The organism is [Pseudomonas] carboxydohydrogena (assembly GCF_029030725.1).
In the GTDB taxonomy this organism is placed as follows: domain Bacteria; phylum Pseudomonadota; class Alphaproteobacteria; order Rhizobiales; family Xanthobacteraceae; genus Afipia; species Afipia carboxydohydrogena.
The window spans coordinates 1,356,665-1,374,911 of record NZ_CP113162.1; the positions used below are offsets into that span (position 1 = coordinate 1,356,665).

At 62.4% G+C, this 18,247-nt stretch carries 29 protein-coding genes; all 29 read left to right on the forward strand.

Annotated features, from left to right (window positions below; genetic code table 11):
* Nucleotides 1-8: 8 nt before the first annotated feature.
* The 29 genes from rpsG to AFIC_RS06770 all read left to right on the forward strand — a co-directional run bounded on the left by rpsG (nucleotide 9) and on the right by AFIC_RS06770 (nucleotide 18,157).
* The gene (rpsG, locus tag AFIC_RS06630) at nucleotides 9-479 is read left to right on the forward strand and encodes a 30S ribosomal protein S7 (protein WP_275248345.1); all 471 of its coding nucleotides are present in this window, start codon (nucleotides 9-11) and stop codon (nucleotides 477-479) included.
* Nucleotides 480-512: 33 nt separating this feature from the next.
* Nucleotides 513-2,585, forward strand: a complete 2,073-nt coding sequence (gene fusA / locus AFIC_RS06635) for an elongation factor G (protein ID WP_275248346.1) — start codon at nucleotides 513-515, stop codon at nucleotides 2,583-2,585.
* Nucleotides 2,586-2,624: 39 nt separating this feature from the next.
* Nucleotides 2,625-3,815: an elongation factor Tu gene (gene tuf, locus AFIC_RS06640; RefSeq protein WP_275248347.1), complete on the forward strand. Its 1,191-nt coding sequence runs from the start codon at nucleotides 2,625-2,627 to the stop codon at nucleotides 3,813-3,815.
* Between the two features lie 109 nt (nucleotides 3,816-3,924).
* Nucleotides 3,925-4,233: a 30S ribosomal protein S10 gene (gene rpsJ, locus AFIC_RS06645; RefSeq protein ID WP_002712302.1), complete on the forward strand. Its 309-nt coding sequence runs from the start codon at nucleotides 3,925-3,927 to the stop codon at nucleotides 4,231-4,233.
* 51 nt (nucleotides 4,234-4,284) lie between these two features.
* Nucleotides 4,285-5,016, forward strand: a complete 732-nt coding sequence (rplC, locus tag AFIC_RS06650; protein WP_275248659.1) for a 50S ribosomal protein L3 — start codon at nucleotides 4,285-4,287, stop codon at nucleotides 5,014-5,016.
* On the forward strand, nucleotides 5,016-5,636 hold the full coding sequence (gene rplD / locus AFIC_RS06655) for a 50S ribosomal protein L4 (protein ID WP_275248349.1): 621 nt from the start codon (nucleotides 5,016-5,018) through the stop codon (nucleotides 5,634-5,636). Before rplC ends, rplD begins: the two co-directional genes overlap by 1 nt.
* Nucleotides 5,633-5,932, forward strand: a complete 300-nt coding sequence (locus AFIC_RS06660; RefSeq protein WP_275248350.1) for a 50S ribosomal protein L23 — start codon at nucleotides 5,633-5,635, stop codon at nucleotides 5,930-5,932. The genes rplD and AFIC_RS06660 overlap by 4 nt, the downstream gene beginning before the upstream one ends.
* An 11-nt stretch (nucleotides 5,933-5,943) precedes the next feature.
* Nucleotides 5,944-6,780 carry a 50S ribosomal protein L2 gene (rplB, locus tag AFIC_RS06665; RefSeq protein ID WP_275248351.1) on the forward strand — a complete coding sequence of 279 codons (837 nt, stop codon included), beginning with the start codon at nucleotides 5,944-5,946 and terminating at the stop codon, nucleotides 6,778-6,780.
* 12 nt (nucleotides 6,781-6,792) lie between these two features.
* On the forward strand, nucleotides 6,793-7,071 hold the full coding sequence (gene rpsS, locus AFIC_RS06670) for a 30S ribosomal protein S19 (RefSeq protein ID WP_008136357.1): 279 nt from the start codon (nucleotides 6,793-6,795) through the stop codon (nucleotides 7,069-7,071).
* A gap of 10 nt (nucleotides 7,072-7,081) precedes the next feature.
* Nucleotides 7,082-7,468, forward strand: coding sequence for a 50S ribosomal protein L22 (gene rplV / locus AFIC_RS06675; protein ID WP_275248352.1), 387 nt, complete (start codon nucleotides 7,082-7,084; stop codon nucleotides 7,466-7,468).
* 18 nt (nucleotides 7,469-7,486) lie between these two features.
* On the forward strand, nucleotides 7,487-8,191 hold the full coding sequence (rpsC, locus tag AFIC_RS06680; protein ID WP_275248353.1) for a 30S ribosomal protein S3: 705 nt from the start codon (nucleotides 7,487-7,489) through the stop codon (nucleotides 8,189-8,191).
* A gap of 85 nt (nucleotides 8,192-8,276) precedes the next feature.
* The gene (gene rplP, locus AFIC_RS06685) at nucleotides 8,277-8,690 is read left to right on the forward strand and encodes a 50S ribosomal protein L16 (protein WP_009341053.1); all 414 of its coding nucleotides are present in this window, start codon (nucleotides 8,277-8,279) and stop codon (nucleotides 8,688-8,690) included.
* A gap of 4 nt (nucleotides 8,691-8,694) precedes the next feature.
* Nucleotides 8,695-8,907, forward strand: a complete 213-nt coding sequence (rpmC, locus tag AFIC_RS06690; RefSeq protein ID WP_002715377.1) for a 50S ribosomal protein L29 — start codon at nucleotides 8,695-8,697, stop codon at nucleotides 8,905-8,907.
* Nucleotides 8,908-8,919: 12 nt separating this feature from the next.
* Nucleotides 8,920-9,168 (forward strand): 30S ribosomal protein S17, encoded by a 249-nt coding sequence (gene rpsQ, locus AFIC_RS06695; RefSeq protein WP_275248354.1) that lies wholly within the window; start codon nucleotides 8,920-8,922, stop codon nucleotides 9,166-9,168.
* A gap of 119 nt (nucleotides 9,169-9,287) precedes the next feature.
* A complete protein-coding gene (rplN, locus tag AFIC_RS06700; protein ID WP_002715379.1) occupies nucleotides 9,288-9,656 on the forward strand; it encodes a 50S ribosomal protein L14 in 369 nt (122 codons plus the stop codon).
* The gene (rplX, locus tag AFIC_RS06705; RefSeq protein ID WP_275248355.1) at nucleotides 9,656-9,970 is read left to right on the forward strand and encodes a 50S ribosomal protein L24; all 315 of its coding nucleotides are present in this window, start codon (nucleotides 9,656-9,658) and stop codon (nucleotides 9,968-9,970) included. Before rplN ends, rplX begins: the two co-directional genes overlap by 1 nt.
* Complete coding sequence (gene rplE / locus AFIC_RS06710; RefSeq protein ID WP_275248356.1) at nucleotides 9,963-10,517, forward strand: 50S ribosomal protein L5; 555 nt, start codon at nucleotides 9,963-9,965, stop codon at nucleotides 10,515-10,517. The genes rplX and rplE overlap by 8 nt, the downstream gene beginning before the upstream one ends.
* A gap of 48 nt (nucleotides 10,518-10,565) precedes the next feature.
* A complete protein-coding gene (rpsN, locus tag AFIC_RS06715; protein ID WP_009341049.1) occupies nucleotides 10,566-10,871 on the forward strand; it encodes a 30S ribosomal protein S14 in 306 nt (101 codons plus the stop codon).
* 10 nt (nucleotides 10,872-10,881) lie between these two features.
* On the forward strand, nucleotides 10,882-11,280 hold the full coding sequence (rpsH, locus tag AFIC_RS06720) for a 30S ribosomal protein S8 (protein WP_009341048.1): 399 nt from the start codon (nucleotides 10,882-10,884) through the stop codon (nucleotides 11,278-11,280).
* Between the two features lie 13 nt (nucleotides 11,281-11,293).
* A complete protein-coding gene (gene rplF, locus AFIC_RS06725) occupies nucleotides 11,294-11,827 on the forward strand; it encodes a 50S ribosomal protein L6 (RefSeq protein WP_275248357.1) in 534 nt (177 codons plus the stop codon).
* 11 nt (nucleotides 11,828-11,838) lie between these two features.
* Nucleotides 11,839-12,201, forward strand: a complete 363-nt coding sequence (gene rplR, locus AFIC_RS06730; protein ID WP_275248358.1) for a 50S ribosomal protein L18 — start codon at nucleotides 11,839-11,841, stop codon at nucleotides 12,199-12,201.
* 51 nt (nucleotides 12,202-12,252) lie between these two features.
* The gene (gene rpsE / locus AFIC_RS06735) at nucleotides 12,253-12,831 is read left to right on the forward strand and encodes a 30S ribosomal protein S5 (RefSeq protein ID WP_002715386.1); all 579 of its coding nucleotides are present in this window, start codon (nucleotides 12,253-12,255) and stop codon (nucleotides 12,829-12,831) included.
* Between the two features lie 26 nt (nucleotides 12,832-12,857).
* Nucleotides 12,858-13,064, forward strand: coding sequence for a 50S ribosomal protein L30 (gene rpmD / locus AFIC_RS06740; protein ID WP_275248359.1), 207 nt, complete (start codon nucleotides 12,858-12,860; stop codon nucleotides 13,062-13,064).
* 11 nt (nucleotides 13,065-13,075) lie between these two features.
* A complete protein-coding gene (rplO, locus tag AFIC_RS06745; RefSeq protein WP_009341042.1) occupies nucleotides 13,076-13,597 on the forward strand; it encodes a 50S ribosomal protein L15 in 522 nt (173 codons plus the stop codon).
* A gap of 109 nt (nucleotides 13,598-13,706) precedes the next feature.
* On the forward strand, nucleotides 13,707-15,038 hold the full coding sequence (secY, locus tag AFIC_RS06750) for a preprotein translocase subunit SecY (protein ID WP_275248360.1): 1,332 nt from the start codon (nucleotides 13,707-13,709) through the stop codon (nucleotides 15,036-15,038).
* Nucleotides 15,035-15,988: an adenylate kinase gene (locus AFIC_RS06755; protein ID WP_275248361.1), complete on the forward strand. Its 954-nt coding sequence runs from the start codon at nucleotides 15,035-15,037 to the stop codon at nucleotides 15,986-15,988. Before secY ends, AFIC_RS06755 begins: the two co-directional genes overlap by 4 nt.
* Before the next feature lie 179 nt (nucleotides 15,989-16,167).
* The gene (gene rpsM, locus AFIC_RS06760; protein ID WP_002715391.1) at nucleotides 16,168-16,536 is read left to right on the forward strand and encodes a 30S ribosomal protein S13; all 369 of its coding nucleotides are present in this window, start codon (nucleotides 16,168-16,170) and stop codon (nucleotides 16,534-16,536) included.
* Nucleotides 16,537-16,631: 95 nt separating this feature from the next.
* A complete protein-coding gene (gene rpsK / locus AFIC_RS06765) occupies nucleotides 16,632-17,021 on the forward strand; it encodes a 30S ribosomal protein S11 (RefSeq protein ID WP_009341034.1) in 390 nt (129 codons plus the stop codon).
* 116 nt (nucleotides 17,022-17,137) lie between these two features.
* Nucleotides 17,138-18,157, forward strand: a complete 1,020-nt coding sequence (locus AFIC_RS06770; protein ID WP_009341032.1) for a DNA-directed RNA polymerase subunit alpha — start codon at nucleotides 17,138-17,140, stop codon at nucleotides 18,155-18,157.
* Nucleotides 18,158-18,247: the final 90 nt, after the last annotated feature.

Here is an 18,247-nt window from a genome sequence, read left to right on the forward strand (position 1 = left end):
CGGAAACCATGTCTCGTCGCCACTCCGCCGAAAAGCGCGAAGTCAATCCGGATCCGAAGTTCGGGAACATCATCGTCTCGAAGTTCATGAATTCGATCATGTACGACGGCAAGAAGTCCGCCGCCGAAAGCATCGTCTATGGCGCTTTCGACCTGATCGAGAGCAAGACCAAGCAGGCTCCGCTGACCGTGTTCGAGCAGGCGCTCGACAACGTGATGCCGACCATCGAAGTGCGCTCGCGCCGCGTCGGCGGTGCGACGTATCAGGTGCCGGTCGAAGTCCGCTCCACCCGCCGTCAGGCTCTCGGCCTGCGCTGGATCATTTCGGCCGCGCGCGGCCGCAACGAGAAGACCATGACCGAGCGTCTCTCGGCGGAACTGCTCGATGCAGCCAACAACCGCGGCAACGCCGTAAAGAAGCGTGAAGACGTGCACAAGATGGCGGAAGCCAACCGCGCCTTCTCGCATTATCGCTGGTAACGGCGACCCGAACGGACATTTAAGGACAGGCCCATGCCCCGCCAACATGCCATCGAGGACTACCGTAACTTCGGTATCATGGCGCATATCGACGCTGGCAAGACCACGACGACCGAGCGCATCCTCTATTACACCGGCAAGAGCCACAAGATCGGCGAAGTGCACGAAGGTGCCGCGACGATGGACTGGATGGCGCAGGAGCAGGAGCGTGGCATCACGATCACCTCGGCCGCGACCACCGCGTTCTGGGAAGGCAAGCGCCTGAACATCATCGACACTCCCGGCCACGTCGACTTCACCATTGAAGTTGAGCGTTCGCTGCGCGTGCTCGACGGCGCCGTTTGCGTTCTCGACTCGAACCAGGGCGTCGAGCCGCAGACCGAAACCGTCTGGCGTCAGGGCGACAAGTACAAGGTTCCGCGCATCGTTTTCTGCAACAAGATGGATAAGACCGGCGCCGACTTCTACAAGTGCCTGTCCGACATCGTTGACCGCCTCGGCGCGCGTCCGGTCGCGATCCAGTTGCCGATCGGCTCCGAGAACAACTTCAAGGGCATGATCGACCTCGTTCGCATGCAGGCGCTGGTCTACAATCAGGACTCGCTCGGCTCGATGTACGACGTCGAGGCGATCCCGGCTGACCTGGCCGACAAGGCGAAGGAATACCGCGAGAAGCTGGTCGAGGCCGCCGTCGAACTCGATGACGACGCCATGGCTGCCTATCTCGACGGCACCGAGCCGGACGAGGCGACGCTGAAGAAGCTGATCCGCAAGGCGGTCATCAACGGCGCGTTCTATCCGGTTCTTTGCGGCACCGCCTTCAAGAACAAGGGCGTGCAGCCGCTGCTCGACGCCGTGGTCGCCTATCTGCCGTCGCCGCTCGACGTGCCCGCGATCAAGGGCGTCGATGAGAGCGGCAACGAGGTTCTGCGCCATGCGGACGACAAGGAGCCGATGTCGCTCCTCGCGTTCAAGATCATGGACGACCCGTTCGTCGGCACCATCACCTTCTGCCGCATCTACTCGGGCATTCTGACCAGCGGCACCGGCGTCGTTAACTCGACCCGCGAGAAGAAAGAGCGCATCGGCCGCATGTTGCTGATGCATGCGAACAACCGCGAAGACATCAAGGAAGCCTATGCGGGCGACATCGTCGCGCTGGCCGGCCTCAAGGAAGCGCGCACCGGCGATACGCTGTGCGATCCGGATCATCCGGTCATCCTTGAAAAGATGGAATTCCCCGAGCCGGTGATCGAAATCGCGATCGAGCCGAAGTCGAAGGCCGACCAGGAAAAGCTGGGCGTCGCGCTGGCGAAGCTCGCTGCGGAAGATCCGTCCTTCCGCGTGTCGACCGATCAGGAATCCGGCCAGACCATTCTCAAGGGCATGGGCGAACTCCATCTCGACATCAAGGTCGATATTCTCCGCCGCACCTACAAGGTCGATGCCAACATCGGCGCTCCGCAGGTGGCGTTCCGCGAGAAGATCACCAAGAAGGCCGAAGTCAAATACACCCACAAGAAGCAGACCGGCGGTACGGGCCAGTTCGCTGAAGTGTCGCTCGTCGTCGAGCCGAACGAGCCGGGCGCCGGCTATGAGTTCGAATCGAAGATCGTCGGCGGCGCGGTGCCGAAGGAATACATCCCCGGCGTCGAAAAGGGTCTCAACAGCGTGATGAACTCGGGCGTGGTCGCCGGCTTCCCGGTGGTGGACGTCAAGGTTCAGCTCGTCGACGGCAAGTACCACGACGTCGACTCCTCGGCGCTGGCGTTTGAAATCGCCTCGCGCGCGGCGTTCCGCGAAGCTCTTCAGAAGGGCAAGTCGGTCCTGCTCGAGCCGATCATGAAGGTCGAGGTGGTGACGCCGGAAGACTACACGGGTTCTGTGATCGGCGATCTCAATTCCCGCCGTGGCCAGATCCAGGGTCAGGACATGCGCGGCAACGCCAACGTCATCAACGCGATGGTGCCGCTCATGAACATGTTCGGTTACGTGAACAACCTGCGCTCGATGAGCCAGGGGCGCGCGACCTTCACGATGCAATTCGATCACTACGCTGAAGCGCCGGCCAACGTGTCGGCTGAAGTCCAGAAGAAGTTTGCCTGATTGTCTTTGGTGAAAGCCAAAGTCTGAACGGAGAGTGTCATGGCTAAAGAGAAATTTGAACGTAAGAAACCCCACTGCAACATCGGCACCATCGGTCACGTCGACCATGGCAAGACGTCGCTGACTGCGGCGATTACGAAGGTTCTGGCCGAAGCTGGTGGCGCTACGTTCACGGCTTACGATCAGATCGACAAGGCGCCGGAAGAAAAGGCCCGCGGCATCACCATCTCGACCGCTCACGTCGAGTACGAGACGCCGAACCGCCACTACGCGCACGTCGATTGCCCCGGCCACGCCGACTACGTGAAGAACATGATCACCGGCGCTGCCCAGATGGACGGCGCGATCCTCGTCGTGTCGGCCGCTGACGGCCCGATGCCGCAGACCCGCGAGCACATCCTGCTCGCCCGCCAGGTCGGCGTTCCGGCGCTCGTCGTGTTCCTCAACAAGTGCGACATGGTCGACGATCCGGAGTTGCTCGAACTCGTCGAACTCGAAGTTCGCGAACTGCTCTCGAAGTACAACTTCCCGGGCGACAAGATTCCGATCGTCAAGGGTTCGGCTCTGGCCGCGCTGGAAGACAGCGACGTCAAGCTCGGCAAGGAAGCCATCCTCGAGCTGATGAAGAACGTCGACGAGTACATTCCGCAGCCGGAGCGTCCGATCGACCAGCCGTTCCTGATGCCGGTTGAAGACGTGTTCTCGATCTCGGGCCGCGGCACCGTCGTCACCGGCCGTGTCGAGCGCGGCGTCGTCAAGGTCGGCGAGGAAATCGAAATCGTCGGTCTGAAGGCCACCCAGAAGACCACCGTCACCGGCGTTGAAATGTTCCGCAAGCTGCTCGATCAGGGCCAGGCTGGCGACAACATCGGCGCGCTGCTGCGCGGCACCAAGCGCGAGGAAGTCGAGCGCGGTCAGGTTCTGTGCAAGCCGGGTTCGGTCAAGCCGCACACCAAGTTCAAGGCGGAAGCCTACATCCTCACCAAGGAAGAGGGCGGCCGTCACACTCCGTTCTTCACCAACTACCGTCCGCAGTTCTACTTCCGCACGACCGACGTGACGGGCGTGGTTCATCTGCCGGAAGGCACCGAGATGGTGATGCCGGGCGACAACATCGCGATGGAAGTGCACCTGATCGTGCCGATCGCGATGGAAGAGAAGCTTCGCTTCGCGATCCGCGAAGGCGGCCGCACCGTTGGTGCAGGCGTCGTCGCGAGCATCATCGAGTAAGACACGATCCGCCGTCATGCCCGGCCGGAAGGCCGGGCATGACGGCCCCTTTGAATACCGACGTGGATGACCGGACTGACCGGTCGTGACGGGCAAGAAAGAAACGGCAATGAACGGCCAGAATATTCGCATTCGTCTCAAGGCGTTCGACCATCGGATTCTCGATACGTCGACCCGCGAGATCGTGAACACGGCAAAACGCACCGGTGCTCAGGTTCGCGGACCGATTCCGCTGCCGACCCGCATCGAGAAGTTCACCGTGAACCGTTCGCCTCACGTCGATAAGAAGAGCCGCGAGCAGTTCGAGATGCGCACTCACAAGCGCCTTCTCGATATCGTCGATCCGACGCCGCAGACGGTCGATGCTTTGATGAAGCTCGACCTCGCCGCTGGCGTCGATGTCGAGATCAAGCTCTAAAAACTTTTACGTTAGTCCGCTCGCCGGACAGAAAGAATGGGAAGCACGCCGATGCGCTCCGGAGTGATCGCACAAAAGGTCGGGATGACGCGGGTCTTTACGGAGGCCGGCGAACATATTCCTGTGACCGTGCTGAAGCTGGGCAACTGTCAGGTTGTCGGCCACCGCACCAAGGACAAGAACGGCTACACCGCGCTCCAGCTCGGTTCGGGCGCTCGCAAGTCCGTTTACATGCCGAAGGCCGAACGCGGACAGTTCGCGGTCGCCAAGGTCGAACCCAAGCGCAAGGTCGTGGAATTCCGCGTCAGCGATGATGCTGTGATCCCGGTCGGTGCCGAAATCACCGCCGATCACTTCGTCGCCGGCCAGTTCGTCGATGTCACCGGCACTTCGGTCGGTAAGGGCTTCGCGGGCGGCATGAAGCGCTGGAATTTCGGCGGTCTGCGCGCCACCCACGGCGTCTCGGTTTCGCACCGCTCGATCGGTTCGACCGGTGGCCGTCAGGACCCGGGCAAGACCTTCAAGAACAAGAAGATGCCCGGTCACATGGGTGTCGATCGCATCACCACGCTGAACCTGCGCGTGGTCCAGACCGATGTCGAGCGCGGCTTGCTGCTCGTCGAAGGTGCCGTTCCCGGTTCTAAGGGCGGCTGGATCACCGTGCGCGATGCCGTCAAGAAGCCGCTTCCGAAGGAAGCTGCGAAGCCGGGCAAGTTCAAGCTCGCCGAAGGCGGCGACAAGGCTGCGCCTGCCGCAGAAGCGACTGCCGGGGAGGGCGCGTGATGGAACTGAACGTCACAACTCTTGAAGGCAAGGCTGCGGGTTCGGTGAACCTGTCGGACGAGATCTTCGGTCTCGAGCCGCGCAAGGACATCATCCAGCGCGTCGTCAACTGGCAGCTCGCCAAGCGTCAGGCCGGCACGCACAAGGCCAAGGGCCGTGCGGAAGTCTGGCGCACCGGCAAGAAGATGTACAAGCAGAAGGGCACCGGCGGTGCTCGTCACGGCTCGGCCCGCGTGCCGCAGTTCCGTGGCGGTGGCCGCGCGTTCGGTCCCGTCGTGCGCAGCCATGCTCACGATCTGCCGAAGAAGGTTCGTCAACTCGGTCTGCGCCATGCGCTGTCGGCGAAGGCGAAGGACGGCGGTCTGGTCGTGATCGACAATGCCGAACTGAAGGACGCCAAGACCAAGGCGCTGATCGGTCACTTCTCGGGCCTCGGCCTGACCAGCGCGCTGATCGTCGATGGCACCGAAGTGAACAACGGCTTTGCACAGGCCGCCCGCAACATTCCGCACATCGACGTGCTGCCGATCCAGGGCATCAACGTCTATGACATCCTGCGCCGTCAGAAGCTGGTGCTGACGAAGGCCGCGGTGGACGCGTTGGAGGCGCGCTTCAAATGAGCACTCAGGACTCGCGCCACTACGACATCATCGTCTCCCCCGTGATTACGGAAAAGGCGACGTCGGCGTCCGAGCACAACAAGGTTGTGTTCAAGGTTGCCGCGAAGGCGACCAAGCCGCAGATCAAGGAAGCGATTGAGAAGCTGTTCGACGTCAAGGTGAAGGGCGTCAATACGCTGGTCCGCAAGGGCAAGACCAAGGTCTTCCGCGGCCAGTTCGGCTCTCAGTCGGATACCAAGCGCGCTGTCGTGACCCTCGAAGAGGGCCACCGCATCGACGTGACCACCGGACTGTAAGGTTTACGACGATGGCATTGAAAACATTCAACCCCACGACGCCCGGCCAGCGCCAATTGGTGATGGTCGATCGCTCGGCGCTCTATAAGGGCAAGCCGGTCAAGGCGCTCACCGAGGGCAAGCATTCCAACGGTGGCCGTGGCAACACCGGCCGCATCACCGTGCGCTTCCGTGGCGGCGGTCACAAGAAGACCTATCGCCTGGTGGACTTCAAGCGCACCAAGGTCGATGTCGCCGCGACCGTGGAACGGCTCGAATACGATCCGAACCGCACCGCGTTCATCGCGCTGATCAAGTACGCCGACGGCGAACAGTCCTACATCCTGGCGCCGCAGCGTCTGGCCGTGGGCGATACCGTGATCGCCGGCAACTACGTCGACGTGAAGCCGGGCAATGTCATGCCGATGGGCAACATGCCGGTCGGCACCATCGTCCACAATGTCGAGATGAAGATCGGCAAGGGCGGTCAGATGGCGCGTTCGGCGGGCACCTACGCCCAGATCGTCGGCCGCGACCACGACTACGTTATTCTTCGCCTGAACTCGGGCGAGCAGCGCATGGTCCACGGCCGCTGCACCGCCACCATCGGTGCGGTGTCGAACCCGGACCACATGAACACCTCGATCGGCAAGGCCGGCCGCAAGCGTTGGATGGGCCGTCGCCCGCACAACCGCGGCGTCGTCATGAACCCGATCGACCATCCGCACGGCGGCGGTGAAGGCCGCACCTCGGGCGGCCGCCACCCGGTCACCCCGTGGGGCAAGCCGACCAAGGGCAAGAAGACCCGCACCAACAAGTCGACCAACAAGTTCATTCTCATCAGCCGCCACAAGCGGAAGAAGAAGTAAGGATCGCCGGACATGGTACGTTCAGTCTGGAAAGGCCCGTTCGTTGAAGGCTCTCTGCTCAAGAAGGCAGATGCAGCCCGCGCGTCTGGCCGTCACGACGTCATCAAGATCTGGAGCCGCCGCTCGACGATCCTGCCGCAGTTCGTGGGTCTGACCTTCGGCGTCTACAACGGCCAGAAGCACGTTCCGGTCGCCGTGAACGAGGAAATGGTCGGCCACAAGTTCGGCGAGTTCTCGCCGACCCGCACTTTCCATGGCCATTCGGGCGATAAGAAAGCCAAGAAGGCTTGAGGACTAAGTCATGAGCAAACCAAAGCGCGAACGCGCCCTTTCGGAGAATGAAGCCAAGGCGGTTGCCCGCATGCTTCGCGTGAGCCCGCAGAAGCTCAATCTTGTCGCGCAACTGATCCGCGGCAAGAAGGCTGCTTCCGCGCTGGCCGACCTGCAATTCTCGCGCAAGCGGATCGCGGTCGACGTCAAGAAGTGCCTCGAATCCGCGATCGCCAACGCCGAAAACAACCATGACCTCGATGTTGACGCGCTGGTCGTCTCCGAGGCGCATGTCGGCAACGGCATCGTGATGAAGCGTTTCGCACCGCGCGGCCGTGGCCGTTCGGGCCGTGTCTATAAACCGTTCTCGCAGCTGACGATCGTTGTCCGTCAGGTCGAGGCCGAGGCGAGCGCTTAAAGAGCGCAGGAGAAAACGATGGGTCAAAAGATCAATCCAATCGGGCTGCGTCTCGGCATCAACCGGACCTGGGATTCCCGTTGGTTCGCCGGCAAGGGCGAATACGCCAAGCTCCTCCACGAGGACGTGCGGATTCGCGAAGTGCTGATGAAGGAACTGAAGCAGGCGGCCGTGGCGCGCATCGTGATCGAGCGCCCGCACAAGAAGTGCCGCGTTTCGGTTTACTCGGCGCGCCCCGGCGTGGTGATCGGCAAGAAGGGCGCCGACATCGACAAGCTGAAGAAGAAGGTCGCGGAGATCACCCAGTCCGACGTCGTCATCAACATCGTCGAAATCCGCAAGCCGGAACTCGACGCGACGCTGGTCGCCGAATCGATCGCCCAGCAGCTCGAGCGCCGCGTGGCGTTCCGCCGCGCGATGAAGCGGGCGGTTCAGTCGGCGATGCGTCTCGGCGCGCAGGGCATTCGTATCAACTGCTCGGGCCGTCTCGGCGGCGCGGAAATCGCGCGCATGGAATGGTACCGCGAAGGCCGCGTGCCGCTGCACACGCTGCGCGCGGACGTCGATTACGGCGTGGCCACCGCGTTCACCACGTTCGGCACCTGCGGCGTGAAGGTCTGGCTCTTCAAGGGCGAGATCCTCGAGCACGATCCGATGGCGCAGGACAAGCGCCTGAACGACACCAGCGGCGGTGACAGCCGTCCGCGTCGCGACGCGGCGTGATTGAAATCGCATGACCCCGAAAAGTGGATACCGGTTTTCGGATCAGGTCATGCTCAAAGGTAAGAAGGTTTGAGGGCGTAAAGCCATGATGCAACCCAAGAAGACCAAGTTCCGCAAGGCGCACAAGGGCCGTATCCACGGCGTCGCCTCGTCGGGCGCGACGTTGTCCTTCGGCCAGTTCGGCCTGAAGGCGATGGCGCCGGAGCGCATCACTGCGCGCCAGATCGAAGCCGCGCGCCGCGCGCTGACCCGCCACATGAAGCGTGTCGGCCGCGTGTGGATCCGCGTGTTCCCCGATCTTCCGGTGTCGAAGAAGCCCGCCGAAGTCCGTATGGGCTCGGGCAAGGGTTCGCCGGAATTGTGGGTGGCGCGGGTGAAGCCGGGCCGCATCCTGTTCGAGATCGACGGCGTCAACGACCAGATCGCGCGTGAGGCGCTGTCGCTCGCGGCCGCCAAGCTTCCGATCAAGACGCGCTTCGTCGCACGTATCGCGGAGTAACGAGATGGCACACAAAGCTGAAGACGTCCGTGCGATGAGCGCCGACCAGATGGAGGATGCGATCCTCAATCTGAAGAAGGAGCGGTTCAACCTGCGCTTCCAGCGGGCCACCGGCCAGCTCGAGAACACCTCGCGCCTGCGCGAAGCTCGCCGCGAAATCGCACGCATCAAGACCATCGCTGCGCAGAAACGCGCCGCGGACAGCAAGAAGAAGTAAGGGGCGAGCCAGATGCCGAAGCGTACTCTCCAGGGCGTCGTCGTCAGCGACAAGCAGGACAAGACCGTTGTCGTGCGTGTCGACCGCCGCTTCACCCATCCGATCTACAAGAAGACCATTCGCCGGTCCAAGAACTACCATGCGCACGACGAGAACAATCAGTTCAAGGCGGGCGACACGGTCTGGATCGAGGAGAGCAAGCCGCTCTCGAAGCTGAAGCGCTGGACTGTCGTCCGGGGCGAAGACAAGAAAACCGCTTGAGAAACGTCCGGCATCCGCCGGATCGCTCTTGGGCAAACCGTTTGAAATAGGCACGAAAACCGATTTCGGGATCGTGCTGTTAAGCGCTCTAGCGCATAGAAAGAGGACGAGGTGCATCAATGATTCAGATGCAGACCAACCTCGACGTGGCCGATAATTCCGGCGCGCGCCGTGTCATGTGCATCAAGGTGCTTGGAGGTTCCAAGCGCCGTTACGCCACCGTTGGCGACATCATCGTCGTGTCCATCAAGGAAGCCATTCCGCGCGGAAAGGTGAAGAAGGGCGACGTGATGAAGGCCGTGGTCGTGCGTGTTGCGAAGGACATTCGCCGCGCCGACGGTTCGGTGATCCGTTTCGACCGCAACGCCGCCGTGCTGGTGAACAACCAGTCCGAGCCGGTCGGCACCCGTATCTTCGGGCCGGTGCCGCGCGAGCTGCGCGCCAAGAACCACATGAAGATCATCTCGCTTGCGCCGGAGGTGCTGTAATGGCCGCCAAGATCCGCAAAGGCGACAAGGTCGTCGTTCTGACCGGCCGCGACAAGGGTCGTACCGGCGAAGTGTTCGAGGTGCGTCCGTCGGAAGGCCGCGCGCTGGTTCGTGGCGTCAACCTGGTGAAGCGTCACCAGAAGCAGACGCAAGCGCAGGAGGGCGGCATCATCTCCAAGGAGAGCCCGATCCACCTGTCGAACATCGCGCTCGTCGGCAAGGACGGCAAGCCGACCCGCGTCGGTTTCAAGATTCAGAAGGATGGCACCAAGGTGCGCATCGCCAAGAGCTCGGGAGCTGAGATCGATGGCTGAGACATATATTCCGCGCCTGCGCACGGTGTATGACCGCGACATCCGCGGCAAGCTGACCGAGCAGTTCGGCCTGACCAATGCGATGCAGGTTCCGCGCCTGGACAAGGTCGTGCTCAACATGGGCATCGGCGAGGCCGTCAACGACCGCAAGAAGGTCGAGCTGGCCGCGAACGATCTCGCGCTGATCGCAGGTCAGAAGCCGATCGTGACCCATTCGCGCAAGGCGATCGCGACCTTCAAGCTGCGCGAAGGCCAGGCCATTGGCGCCAAGGTCACGCTGCGCAAGGCGAAGATGTACGAGTTCATCGACCGCCTCATCAACGTGGCCCTGCCGCGCGTGCGCGACTTCCGCGGCCTCAACCCCAAGAGCTTCGACGGCCGCGGCAATTATTCGCTCGGCCTGAAAGAGCACATCGTGTTTCCGGAAATCGACTACGACAAGTCGGGCGAGAGCTGGGGCATGGACATCACGGTTTGCACCACCGCCGCCAACGACGAGCAGGCGAGGGCGCTGTTGACCGCATTCAATTTCCCGTTCCGGCAGTGAGACGCTGAGCCAGGCGTTTCAGACGCGGAAAGGTATGGAGACTATCGAATGGCTAAGAAGAGTTCGATCGAGAAGAATAACCGGCGTCAGAAGATGACGAAGAATGCCGCCGCCAAGCGCGCGCGGCTGAAGGCGATCATCTCCGACAAGACGAAGCCGATGGAAGAGCGTTTCGCCGCGACCATCAAGCTTGCCGAGATGCCGCGCAATTCGTCTGCGACCCGCATCAAGAACCGCTGCGAGATCAGCGGCCGGCCCCACGCGGTCTATCGCAAGACCAAGATGAGCCGCATCGCGATCCGCGACTTCGGGTCCCGGGGTCTGATCCCGGGTCTCGTGAAGTCGAGCTGGTAAGGAGGGGCGCATGTCAACGCACGATCCGATCAGCGATCTCATCACCCGCATCCGCAACGCGCAGATGCGCTCCAAGTCCAAGGTTTCGACCCCGGGCTCGAAGATGCGCGCCAACGTTCTCGAAGTGCTGAAGTCCGAGGGTTACATCCGCGGCTACGCCAGCGTCGAGCACAAGAGCGGCCACAACGAGCTTGAGATCGAGCTGAAGTATTTCGACGGCGAGCCGGTCATCAAGGAGATCGAGCGCGTGTCGAAGCCGGGCCGCCGGGTTTACGCGTCGGTGAAGAACCTGCCGCGCGTCAAGAACGGGCTTGGCATTTCGGTGCTGTCGACGCCGAAGGGAATCATGGCTGACCACGCCGCGCGCGACGCGAATGTGGGCGGCGAAATTCTCTTCACGGTATTCTGAGGAAGGACGAAACATGTCACGCGTAGGCAAACGGCCGGTCGCGATCGCCTCGGGCGTTACCGCGAATATCGACGGCCAGACCGTCAAGGTGAAGGGCCCGAAGGGTACGCTTCAGTTCACCGTGCACGACGACGTGTCGGTGGAATTGAAGGACAACGTGATCCGCGTCGCGCCGCGCTTCGAGACCAAGCGTGCGCAGTCGCTGTACGGCACCGCGCGCGCCCAGATCGCGAATCTCGTCGAGGGCGTCACCAAGGGTTTCGAGAAGAAGCTGGAAATCACCGGCGTCGGCTACCGCGCGGCCTTGCAGGGCAAGAACCTGCAACTCTCGCTCGGCTACAGCCATGACGTGATTTATCCGATCCCGGAAGGCATCACCATCACGGTGCCGAAGCCGACGGAAATCACCATCGTCGGCAACGACAGCCAGCGCGTCGGCCAGGTTGCGGCCGAGATCCGCGGCTACCGTCCGCCCGAGCCGTACAAGGGCAAGGGCGTGAAGTACGCCAATGAATTCATCTTCCGCAAGGAAGGCAAGAAGAAGTAACGGAGCCGGTCATGTCGAAACTCAAGGTCACGAATGCCCGGCGCAAGCAGCGCGTGCGCAACTCCCTGCGCCGCTCCGCTGGCGGCCGTCCGCGCCTGTCGGTGTTCCGCTCGTCGAAGCACATCTATGCCCAGGTCATCGACGATCAGAAGGGCGAGACGCTCGCTTCGGCGTCGTCGCTGGAGAAGGCGATGCGCGACGGCGGCAAGACCGGCGCCGACATCGATGCGGCGAAGGCTGTCGGCAAGCTCCTCGCGGAGCGCGCCGTGAAGAACGGCGTCAAGGAAGTCATTTTTGATCGTGGTGGCTATCTCTATCACGGTCGCGTCAAGGCTCTGGCGGATGCGGCGCGCGAAAGCGGGTTGAGCTTCTAATTTTGGATTTAAGGAACAGAGGCTCGAGCCTCTCAAGGATTGGACAGAACAATGGCAGCTGAACGCGAACGCGGTAACCGCGAACGGGGCGGTCGGGATCGGGAAGAGCGCGACAGCGAGTTCGTGGACAAGCTCGTCCACATCAATCGCGTCGCCAAGGTGGTGAAGGGCGGCAAGCGTTTCGGCTTCGCGGCGCTCGTCGTCATCGGCGACCAGAAGGGCCGCGTCGGCTTCGGCCACGGCAAGGCTCGCGAAGTGCCGGAAGCGATCCGCAAGGCGACCGACTCAGCCAAGCGCAACCTGACGCGCGTCGCTCTGCGCGAGGGCCGCACGCTGCATCACGACATCGCCGGCCGTCACGGCGCCGGTCGCGTCTATCTGCGCGCTGCTCCGGCTGGTACCGGCATCATCGCCGGCGGCCCGATGCGCGCCGTGTTCGAGACGCTCGGCATTCAGGACGTCGTCGCCAAGTCGGTTGGCTCGTCGAACCCCTACAACATGGTTCGCGCCACCTTCGACGCGCTCAAGCATCAGGATTCGCCGCGCTCGGTGGCCAATCGCCGCAACATCAAGGTCTCCGCGCTTCAGGCGCGCCGCGTCGGCGGCGATGCCGAGGCGGCGGCGGACTAACCGGACGCTGATTGGAGTTTAGAACAATGGCCAAGGAAGCTAAGGCGTCCGCAAAAACCATCAAGGTCGAACAGACCGGCAGCGCGATCCGCCGTCAAAAGGCACAGCGCGAGACCCTGATCGGTCTGCGCCTCAACAAGATCGGCCGTGTCTCGGAATTGCAGGACACGCCTGCCGTGCGTGGCATGATCGCGAAGGTTCAGCACCTCGTTCGCGTCGTCGACGAGAAGTAAGGAACAAGACAATGAAGCTCAATGAGATCGCCGACAACGAAGGCTCGCGCAAGAAGCGCATGCGCGTCGGCCGTGGCATTGGCTCCGGCAAGGGCAAGCAATCCGGCCGCGGCGGCAAGGGCCAGACCGCGCGTTCGGGCGTGCGCATCAAGGGCTTTGAAGGCGGCCAGATGCCGCTGCATCGCCGCCTGCCGAAGCGCGGGTTCAACAACATCTTCCGCATCGAATTGTCGGAAGTGAACCTGGACCGTTTGCAGGAAGCCATCGACGCCAAGAAGCTCGACGCCAAGGGCACCATCAACGCCGAATCGCTGGTGAAGTCCGGCGTGCTGCGCCGCTCCAAGGGCGGCGTTCGGCTGCTCGGCCGTGGCGAGCTGAAGTCCAAGATCACCGTTGAAGTCCACGGCGCCACCAAGTCAGCGATCGAGGCAGTCGAGAAGGCCGGCGGTTCGGTGAAGATCCTCGCTCCGGCGAAGGATGAGGCTGCCCAGAAGGCCGCCGCCAAGAAGGGTAAGAAGGCGAAGGCTTCCTGAAGAATCATGCCCGGCATTGCGCCGGGCATTTGCGTTGCTACCTCTTGACTGACATCAAGACGGCGATGGCGGGCGGAAGCCGGTCATGAAGTGAAAGGACCGATACTCAATGGTCTCCGCAGCGGAACAGCTCGCAGCCAATCTCAATTTCTCCTCGTTTGCCAAGGCCGACGAACTCAAGAAGCGCATCTGGTTTACGCTGGGTGCGCTCGTTGTTTATCGGCTGGGCACTTATATCCCGCTGCCGGGCATCGATCCGAGCGTCTGGAGCCAGGTGTTCAAGTCGCAGGCGGGCGGCATTCTCGGCGTGTTCAACATGTTCTCCGGCGGCGGCATCGACCGCATGGCGGTGTTCGCGCTGAACATCATGCCCTATATCTCGGCCTCCATTATCATTCAGCTCTTGCAGACGGTTTCGCCGCAGCTCGAGGCGCTGAAGAAGGAAGGCGAGGCCGGCCGCAAGATCATCAACCAGTACACGCGCTACCTCACGGTGGTGCTCGCGGCGTTCCAGGCCTACGGCATCGCGATCGGTTTGCAGGGCGCGGGCAATGTCGTGTCCAATCCCGGCTATTTCTTCCTGATCTCGACGGCGGTGACGCTGACCGGCGGCACCATGTTCCTGATGTGGCTCGGCGAGCAGGTGACCTCGCGCGGCATCGGCAACGGCATCTCGCTGATCATCATGGCGGGCATCGTCGCGGAATTGCCGACGGCGATCGCCAACACCCTCGAACTCGGCCGTCAGGGCGCGCTGTCGACGGTGGTGATTCTCGCGATCCTGATCATGGCCGTGGTCGTCATCGCCGTGATCGTGTTCGTCGAGCGCGCGCAGCGCCGCCTCCTGATCCAGTATCCGAAGCGTCAGGTCGGCAACCGGATGTTCGAGGGCCAGTCCTCGCATCTGCCGCTCAAGCTCAACACCTCGGGCGTGATTCCGCCGATCTTCGCGTCGTCGCTCTTGTTGCTGCCGACCACGATCGCGAGCTTCAACGCGGGCAAGGGGCCGGAGTGGTTTCAGTGGCTCACGACGCAGCTTGGCCACGGCCGTCCGCTGTTTCTGATTCTGTATCTGGCGCTGATCGTCTTCTTCACGTTCTTCTACACGGCCATCGTGTTCAACCCGACCGAGACGGCCGACAATCTGAAGAAGCACGGCGGCTTCATTCCCGGCATCCGTCCGGGTGAACGCACGGCGGAATATATCGATTACGTTCTGTCCCGCATCACGGTGGTCGGCGCGATTTATCTTGCCGCCGTCTGTCTCGTGCCGGAAATTCTGATCTCGTATGCGTCGGTGCCGTTCTATCTTGGAGGCACCTCGCTCCTGATCGTCGTCAGCGTGACGATGGACACGGTCGCGCAGGTACAAGGCTACATGCTGGCGCACCAGTATGAAGGCTTGATCCGCAAATCGAAGCTGAGGGGCCGCCGTAAATGAGACTCATCCTTCTCGGGCCGCCGGGGGCGGGCAAGGGAACACAGGCACAACGACTGGTTCAAAGACACGGTATCGTTCAACTCTCCACCGGAGACATGCTGCGCGCAGCCGTCGCCGCGCAGACCCCGACGGGTCTGATCGCGAAAGACATCATGGCCAGCGGCGGACTGGTCCCGGACGAGGTGGTGGTCGGCATCATCGCCGATCGCATCGAGCAGGACGACGCCAGGAACGGATTCATTCTCGACGGCTTCCCGCGCACCGTGCCGCAGGCGGAAGCCCTCGATGCCCTCCTGACGGAAAAGAAACTCAAGCTCGATGCGGTTATCGAGTTGCGCGTCAACGAGAGCGCGCTGCTGGCGCGCGTCGAGAAGCGCGTCGCCGAGATGCTCGAGCGCGGCGAGAGTGTCCGCGCCGACGACACGCCGGAAGTGCTGTCGAAGCGGCTTGCGAACTATCGCGAGCAGACCGAGCCGCTGGTCCATCACTATTCCGACAAGCGCAAGCTCATCACCATCGACGGCATGATGCCGATCGAGGAGGTCACCGCCGAGATCGAGCGCGTGCTCGCGGCGGTCACCAAGGCTGACGAGACCGCCCGGGCGGCCAGGCGGAAGGTGGCCTCCAGGCGAGCGGCAAGCCCGTCCAAAAAGGCTTCCAAAGCCACGAAACCGGCCAGGGCTCGGAAGAAGGCCGCCGCCAGCAAGCCGAAGCGGACGGTTAAGAAGACCACCAGGAAGGCAGCTAAGAAGGTTGCCAAGAAAACCGTCAAAAAGGCCGCCAAAAAGGTATCCAAATCCTCCCGGGGTGGTCGTAAGAAGGCGGCCAAGGTCGCCGGGAACCGGGGGAACCGAACCCTGAAGGCGACAGCCAAGAAGGGCCGGAAGGCGACGAAAAAGGTCGCCAAAAAGGCTTCCAAGGCCGCCAAACGGTTGACGAAACGGCGGTGAATCCTTTAATACCCAGCATCCAGTCGGATAGGTTTCAGACGATGCCGGGCCCCAAAGTTGAAAAGGGCAGGGCGTCGTGTTTGCTTTTGGGAATTCGGTGGTCCGAATCCAGACAGCCAGCAGGCGCCCCGACTAAATAAGAAAGCAGCCGCCCGAGGGTGGCGACAGGAGTGAAGACCGTGGCCCGTATCGCAGGCGTCAATATCCCGACCAACAAGCGCGTCATCATCGCGCTTCAGTACATCCATGGCATCGGCCAGAAGAACGCCGCCGACATCATGGAGAAGGTCAAGATTCCGCTCGACCGCCGTGTGTCGCAGCTCACCGACCAGGAAGTTCTGCAAATTCGCGAAATGATCGACCGCGACTACCTCGTCGAGGGCGACCTTCGCCGCGAAGTCGGCATGAACATCAAGCGCCTGATGGACCTCGGCTGCTATCGCGGCCTGCGTCATCGCCGCGGCCTGCCGGTGCGCGGTCAGCGCACGCACACCAACGCCCGCACCCGCAAGGGTCCGGCGAAGGCGATCGCCGGCAAGAAGAAGTAAGCAAACGAATCTGCGGCGTGAGGCTGTCTCGTCTCGCGCCGTTCGGTGTAGCCGCTGGCATTACGGCGGCGTTGAGATCATGAAAAGGAATTGAAATGGCTAAAGAAGCTGGCCGCGTCCGCCGTCGCGAGCGCAAGAACATCGCCTCCGGCATCGCGCATGTGAACTCCTCGTTCAACAATACCACGATCACTATCACCGACGCGCAGGGCAACACCATCGCCTGGTCGTCGGCCGGAACGATGGGTTTCAAGGGTTCGCGCAAGTCGACCCCGTATGCCGCGCAGGTTGCCGCGGAGGACGTTTCCAAGAAGGCGCAGGAACACGGCATGCGCACGCTCGAAGTCGAGGTTGCCGGTCCGGGTTCGGGCCGTGAGTCGGCGCTGCGCGCCTTGCAGGCGGCGGGCTTCACCGTCACCTCGATCCGCGACGTGACGACGATCCCGCACAACGGTTGCCGGCCGCGCAAGCGCCGCCGCGTCTGATTTGATCTTACCGGTCGCGAGCAATTTGCCTGCGGCCGTCTTGAATTGCTGTCGCGCGGAATAAGCCGCGCTCTCCAACGCCGGGGCCAGAGCGCCGGAATGTCAGGGGTGAAAACGTGACGATCCAGAAAAATTGGCAAGAACTCATCCGTCCGAACAAGCTCCAGGTCACGCCGGGCGCCGACGCGACCCGCTTCGCCACCGTGGTGGCCGAGCCGCTTGAGCGCGGCTTCGGCCAGACGCTCGGCAACGCGCTGCGCCGCGTGCTCCTGTCCTCGCTGCAAGGCGCGGCGGTGCAGTCGGTTCACATCGACGGCGTGCTGCACGAGTTCTCCTCGATCGCCGGTGTGCGCGAGGACGTCACCGACATCGTCCTCAACATCAAGGACATCTCGGTGAAGATGCAGGGCGAAGGCCCCAAGCGCATGGTCATCAAGAAGCAGGGTCCGGGCGTTGTCACCGCCGGCGACATCCAGACCGTGGGCGATGTCGTCGTCCTCAACCCTGAGCTTCAGCTCTGCACGCTGGACGATGGCGCTGAAATCCGCATGGAGTTCACTATCAACACCGGCAAGGGCTACGTCGCCGCCGACCGCAACCGCCCCGAAGATGCGCCGATCGGCCTGATCCCGGTCGACAGCCTGTTCTCGCCGGTCCGCAAGGTGTCCTACAAGGTCGAGAACACCCGCGAGGGCCAGATCCTCGATTACGACAAGCTGACGCTGACCATCGAGACCAACGGCGCAATTTCGCCGGAGGACGCGCTCGCTTACTCCGCGCGTATCTTGCAGGACCAGCTCAACGTGTTCGTGAACTTCGAAGAGCCGCGCAAGGAAGTGGTGCAGGAGATCATTCCGGATCTCGCCTTCAATCCGGCCTTCCTCAAGAAGGTGGACGAACTCGAACTGTCGGTTCGCTCGGCCAACTGCCTGAAGAACGACAACATCGTCTATATCGGCGACCTTGTGCAGAAGTCGGAAGCGGAAATGCTCCGCACCCCGAACTTCGGCCGCAAGTCGCTGAACGAGATCAAGGAAGTGCTGGCCCAGATGGGTCTGCACCTCGGCATGGAAGTGCCCGGCTGGCCGCCGGAGAACATCGACGAGCTGGCCAAGCGCTTCGAAGATCACTACTGAGACCACCGTCATGGCCGGACCATCCGGCCATGATTTCGCGGGCGAACGCAGGAAGCCCACCTGAGAAACGCCGACACGCCGTCGGATCAA

Coding starts and splice junctions, on each gene's coding strand:
- rpsG (WP_275248345.1), top strand. CDS start 9: ATGTCTCGTCGCCACTCCGCCGAAAAGCGCGAAGTCAATCCGGATCCG.
- fusA (WP_275248346.1), top strand. CDS start 513: ATGCCCCGCCAACATGCCATCGAGGACTACCGTAACTTCGGTATCATG.
- tuf (WP_275248347.1), top strand. CDS start 2,625: ATGGCTAAAGAGAAATTTGAACGTAAGAAACCCCACTGCAACATCGGC.
- rpsJ (WP_002712302.1), top strand. CDS start 3,925: ATGAACGGCCAGAATATTCGCATTCGTCTCAAGGCGTTCGACCATCGG.
- rplC (WP_275248659.1), top strand. CDS start 4,285: ATGCGCTCCGGAGTGATCGCACAAAAGGTCGGGATGACGCGGGTCTTT.
- rplD (WP_275248349.1), top strand. CDS start 5,016: ATGGAACTGAACGTCACAACTCTTGAAGGCAAGGCTGCGGGTTCGGTG.
- AFIC_RS06660 (WP_275248350.1), top strand. CDS start 5,633: ATGAGCACTCAGGACTCGCGCCACTACGACATCATCGTCTCCCCCGTG.
- rplB (WP_275248351.1), top strand. CDS start 5,944: ATGGCATTGAAAACATTCAACCCCACGACGCCCGGCCAGCGCCAATTG.
- rpsS (WP_008136357.1), top strand. CDS start 6,793: ATGGTACGTTCAGTCTGGAAAGGCCCGTTCGTTGAAGGCTCTCTGCTC.
- rplV (WP_275248352.1), top strand. CDS start 7,082: ATGAGCAAACCAAAGCGCGAACGCGCCCTTTCGGAGAATGAAGCCAAG.
- rpsC (WP_275248353.1), top strand. CDS start 7,487: ATGGGTCAAAAGATCAATCCAATCGGGCTGCGTCTCGGCATCAACCGG.
- rplP (WP_009341053.1), top strand. CDS start 8,277: ATGATGCAACCCAAGAAGACCAAGTTCCGCAAGGCGCACAAGGGCCGT.
- rpmC (WP_002715377.1), top strand. CDS start 8,695: ATGGCACACAAAGCTGAAGACGTCCGTGCGATGAGCGCCGACCAGATG.
- rpsQ (WP_275248354.1), top strand. CDS start 8,920: ATGCCGAAGCGTACTCTCCAGGGCGTCGTCGTCAGCGACAAGCAGGAC.
- rplN (WP_002715379.1), top strand. CDS start 9,288: ATGATTCAGATGCAGACCAACCTCGACGTGGCCGATAATTCCGGCGCG.
- rplX (WP_275248355.1), top strand. CDS start 9,656: ATGGCCGCCAAGATCCGCAAAGGCGACAAGGTCGTCGTTCTGACCGGC.
- rplE (WP_275248356.1), top strand. CDS start 9,963: ATGGCTGAGACATATATTCCGCGCCTGCGCACGGTGTATGACCGCGAC.
- rpsN (WP_009341049.1), top strand. CDS start 10,566: ATGGCTAAGAAGAGTTCGATCGAGAAGAATAACCGGCGTCAGAAGATG.
- rpsH (WP_009341048.1), top strand. CDS start 10,882: ATGTCAACGCACGATCCGATCAGCGATCTCATCACCCGCATCCGCAAC.
- rplF (WP_275248357.1), top strand. CDS start 11,294: ATGTCACGCGTAGGCAAACGGCCGGTCGCGATCGCCTCGGGCGTTACC.
- rplR (WP_275248358.1), top strand. CDS start 11,839: ATGTCGAAACTCAAGGTCACGAATGCCCGGCGCAAGCAGCGCGTGCGC.
- rpsE (WP_002715386.1), top strand. CDS start 12,253: ATGGCAGCTGAACGCGAACGCGGTAACCGCGAACGGGGCGGTCGGGAT.
- rpmD (WP_275248359.1), top strand. CDS start 12,858: ATGGCCAAGGAAGCTAAGGCGTCCGCAAAAACCATCAAGGTCGAACAG.
- rplO (WP_009341042.1), top strand. CDS start 13,076: ATGAAGCTCAATGAGATCGCCGACAACGAAGGCTCGCGCAAGAAGCGC.
- secY (WP_275248360.1), top strand. CDS start 13,707: ATGGTCTCCGCAGCGGAACAGCTCGCAGCCAATCTCAATTTCTCCTCG.
- AFIC_RS06755 (WP_275248361.1), top strand. CDS start 15,035: ATGAGACTCATCCTTCTCGGGCCGCCGGGGGCGGGCAAGGGAACACAG.
- rpsK (WP_009341034.1), top strand. CDS start 16,632: ATGGCTAAAGAAGCTGGCCGCGTCCGCCGTCGCGAGCGCAAGAACATC.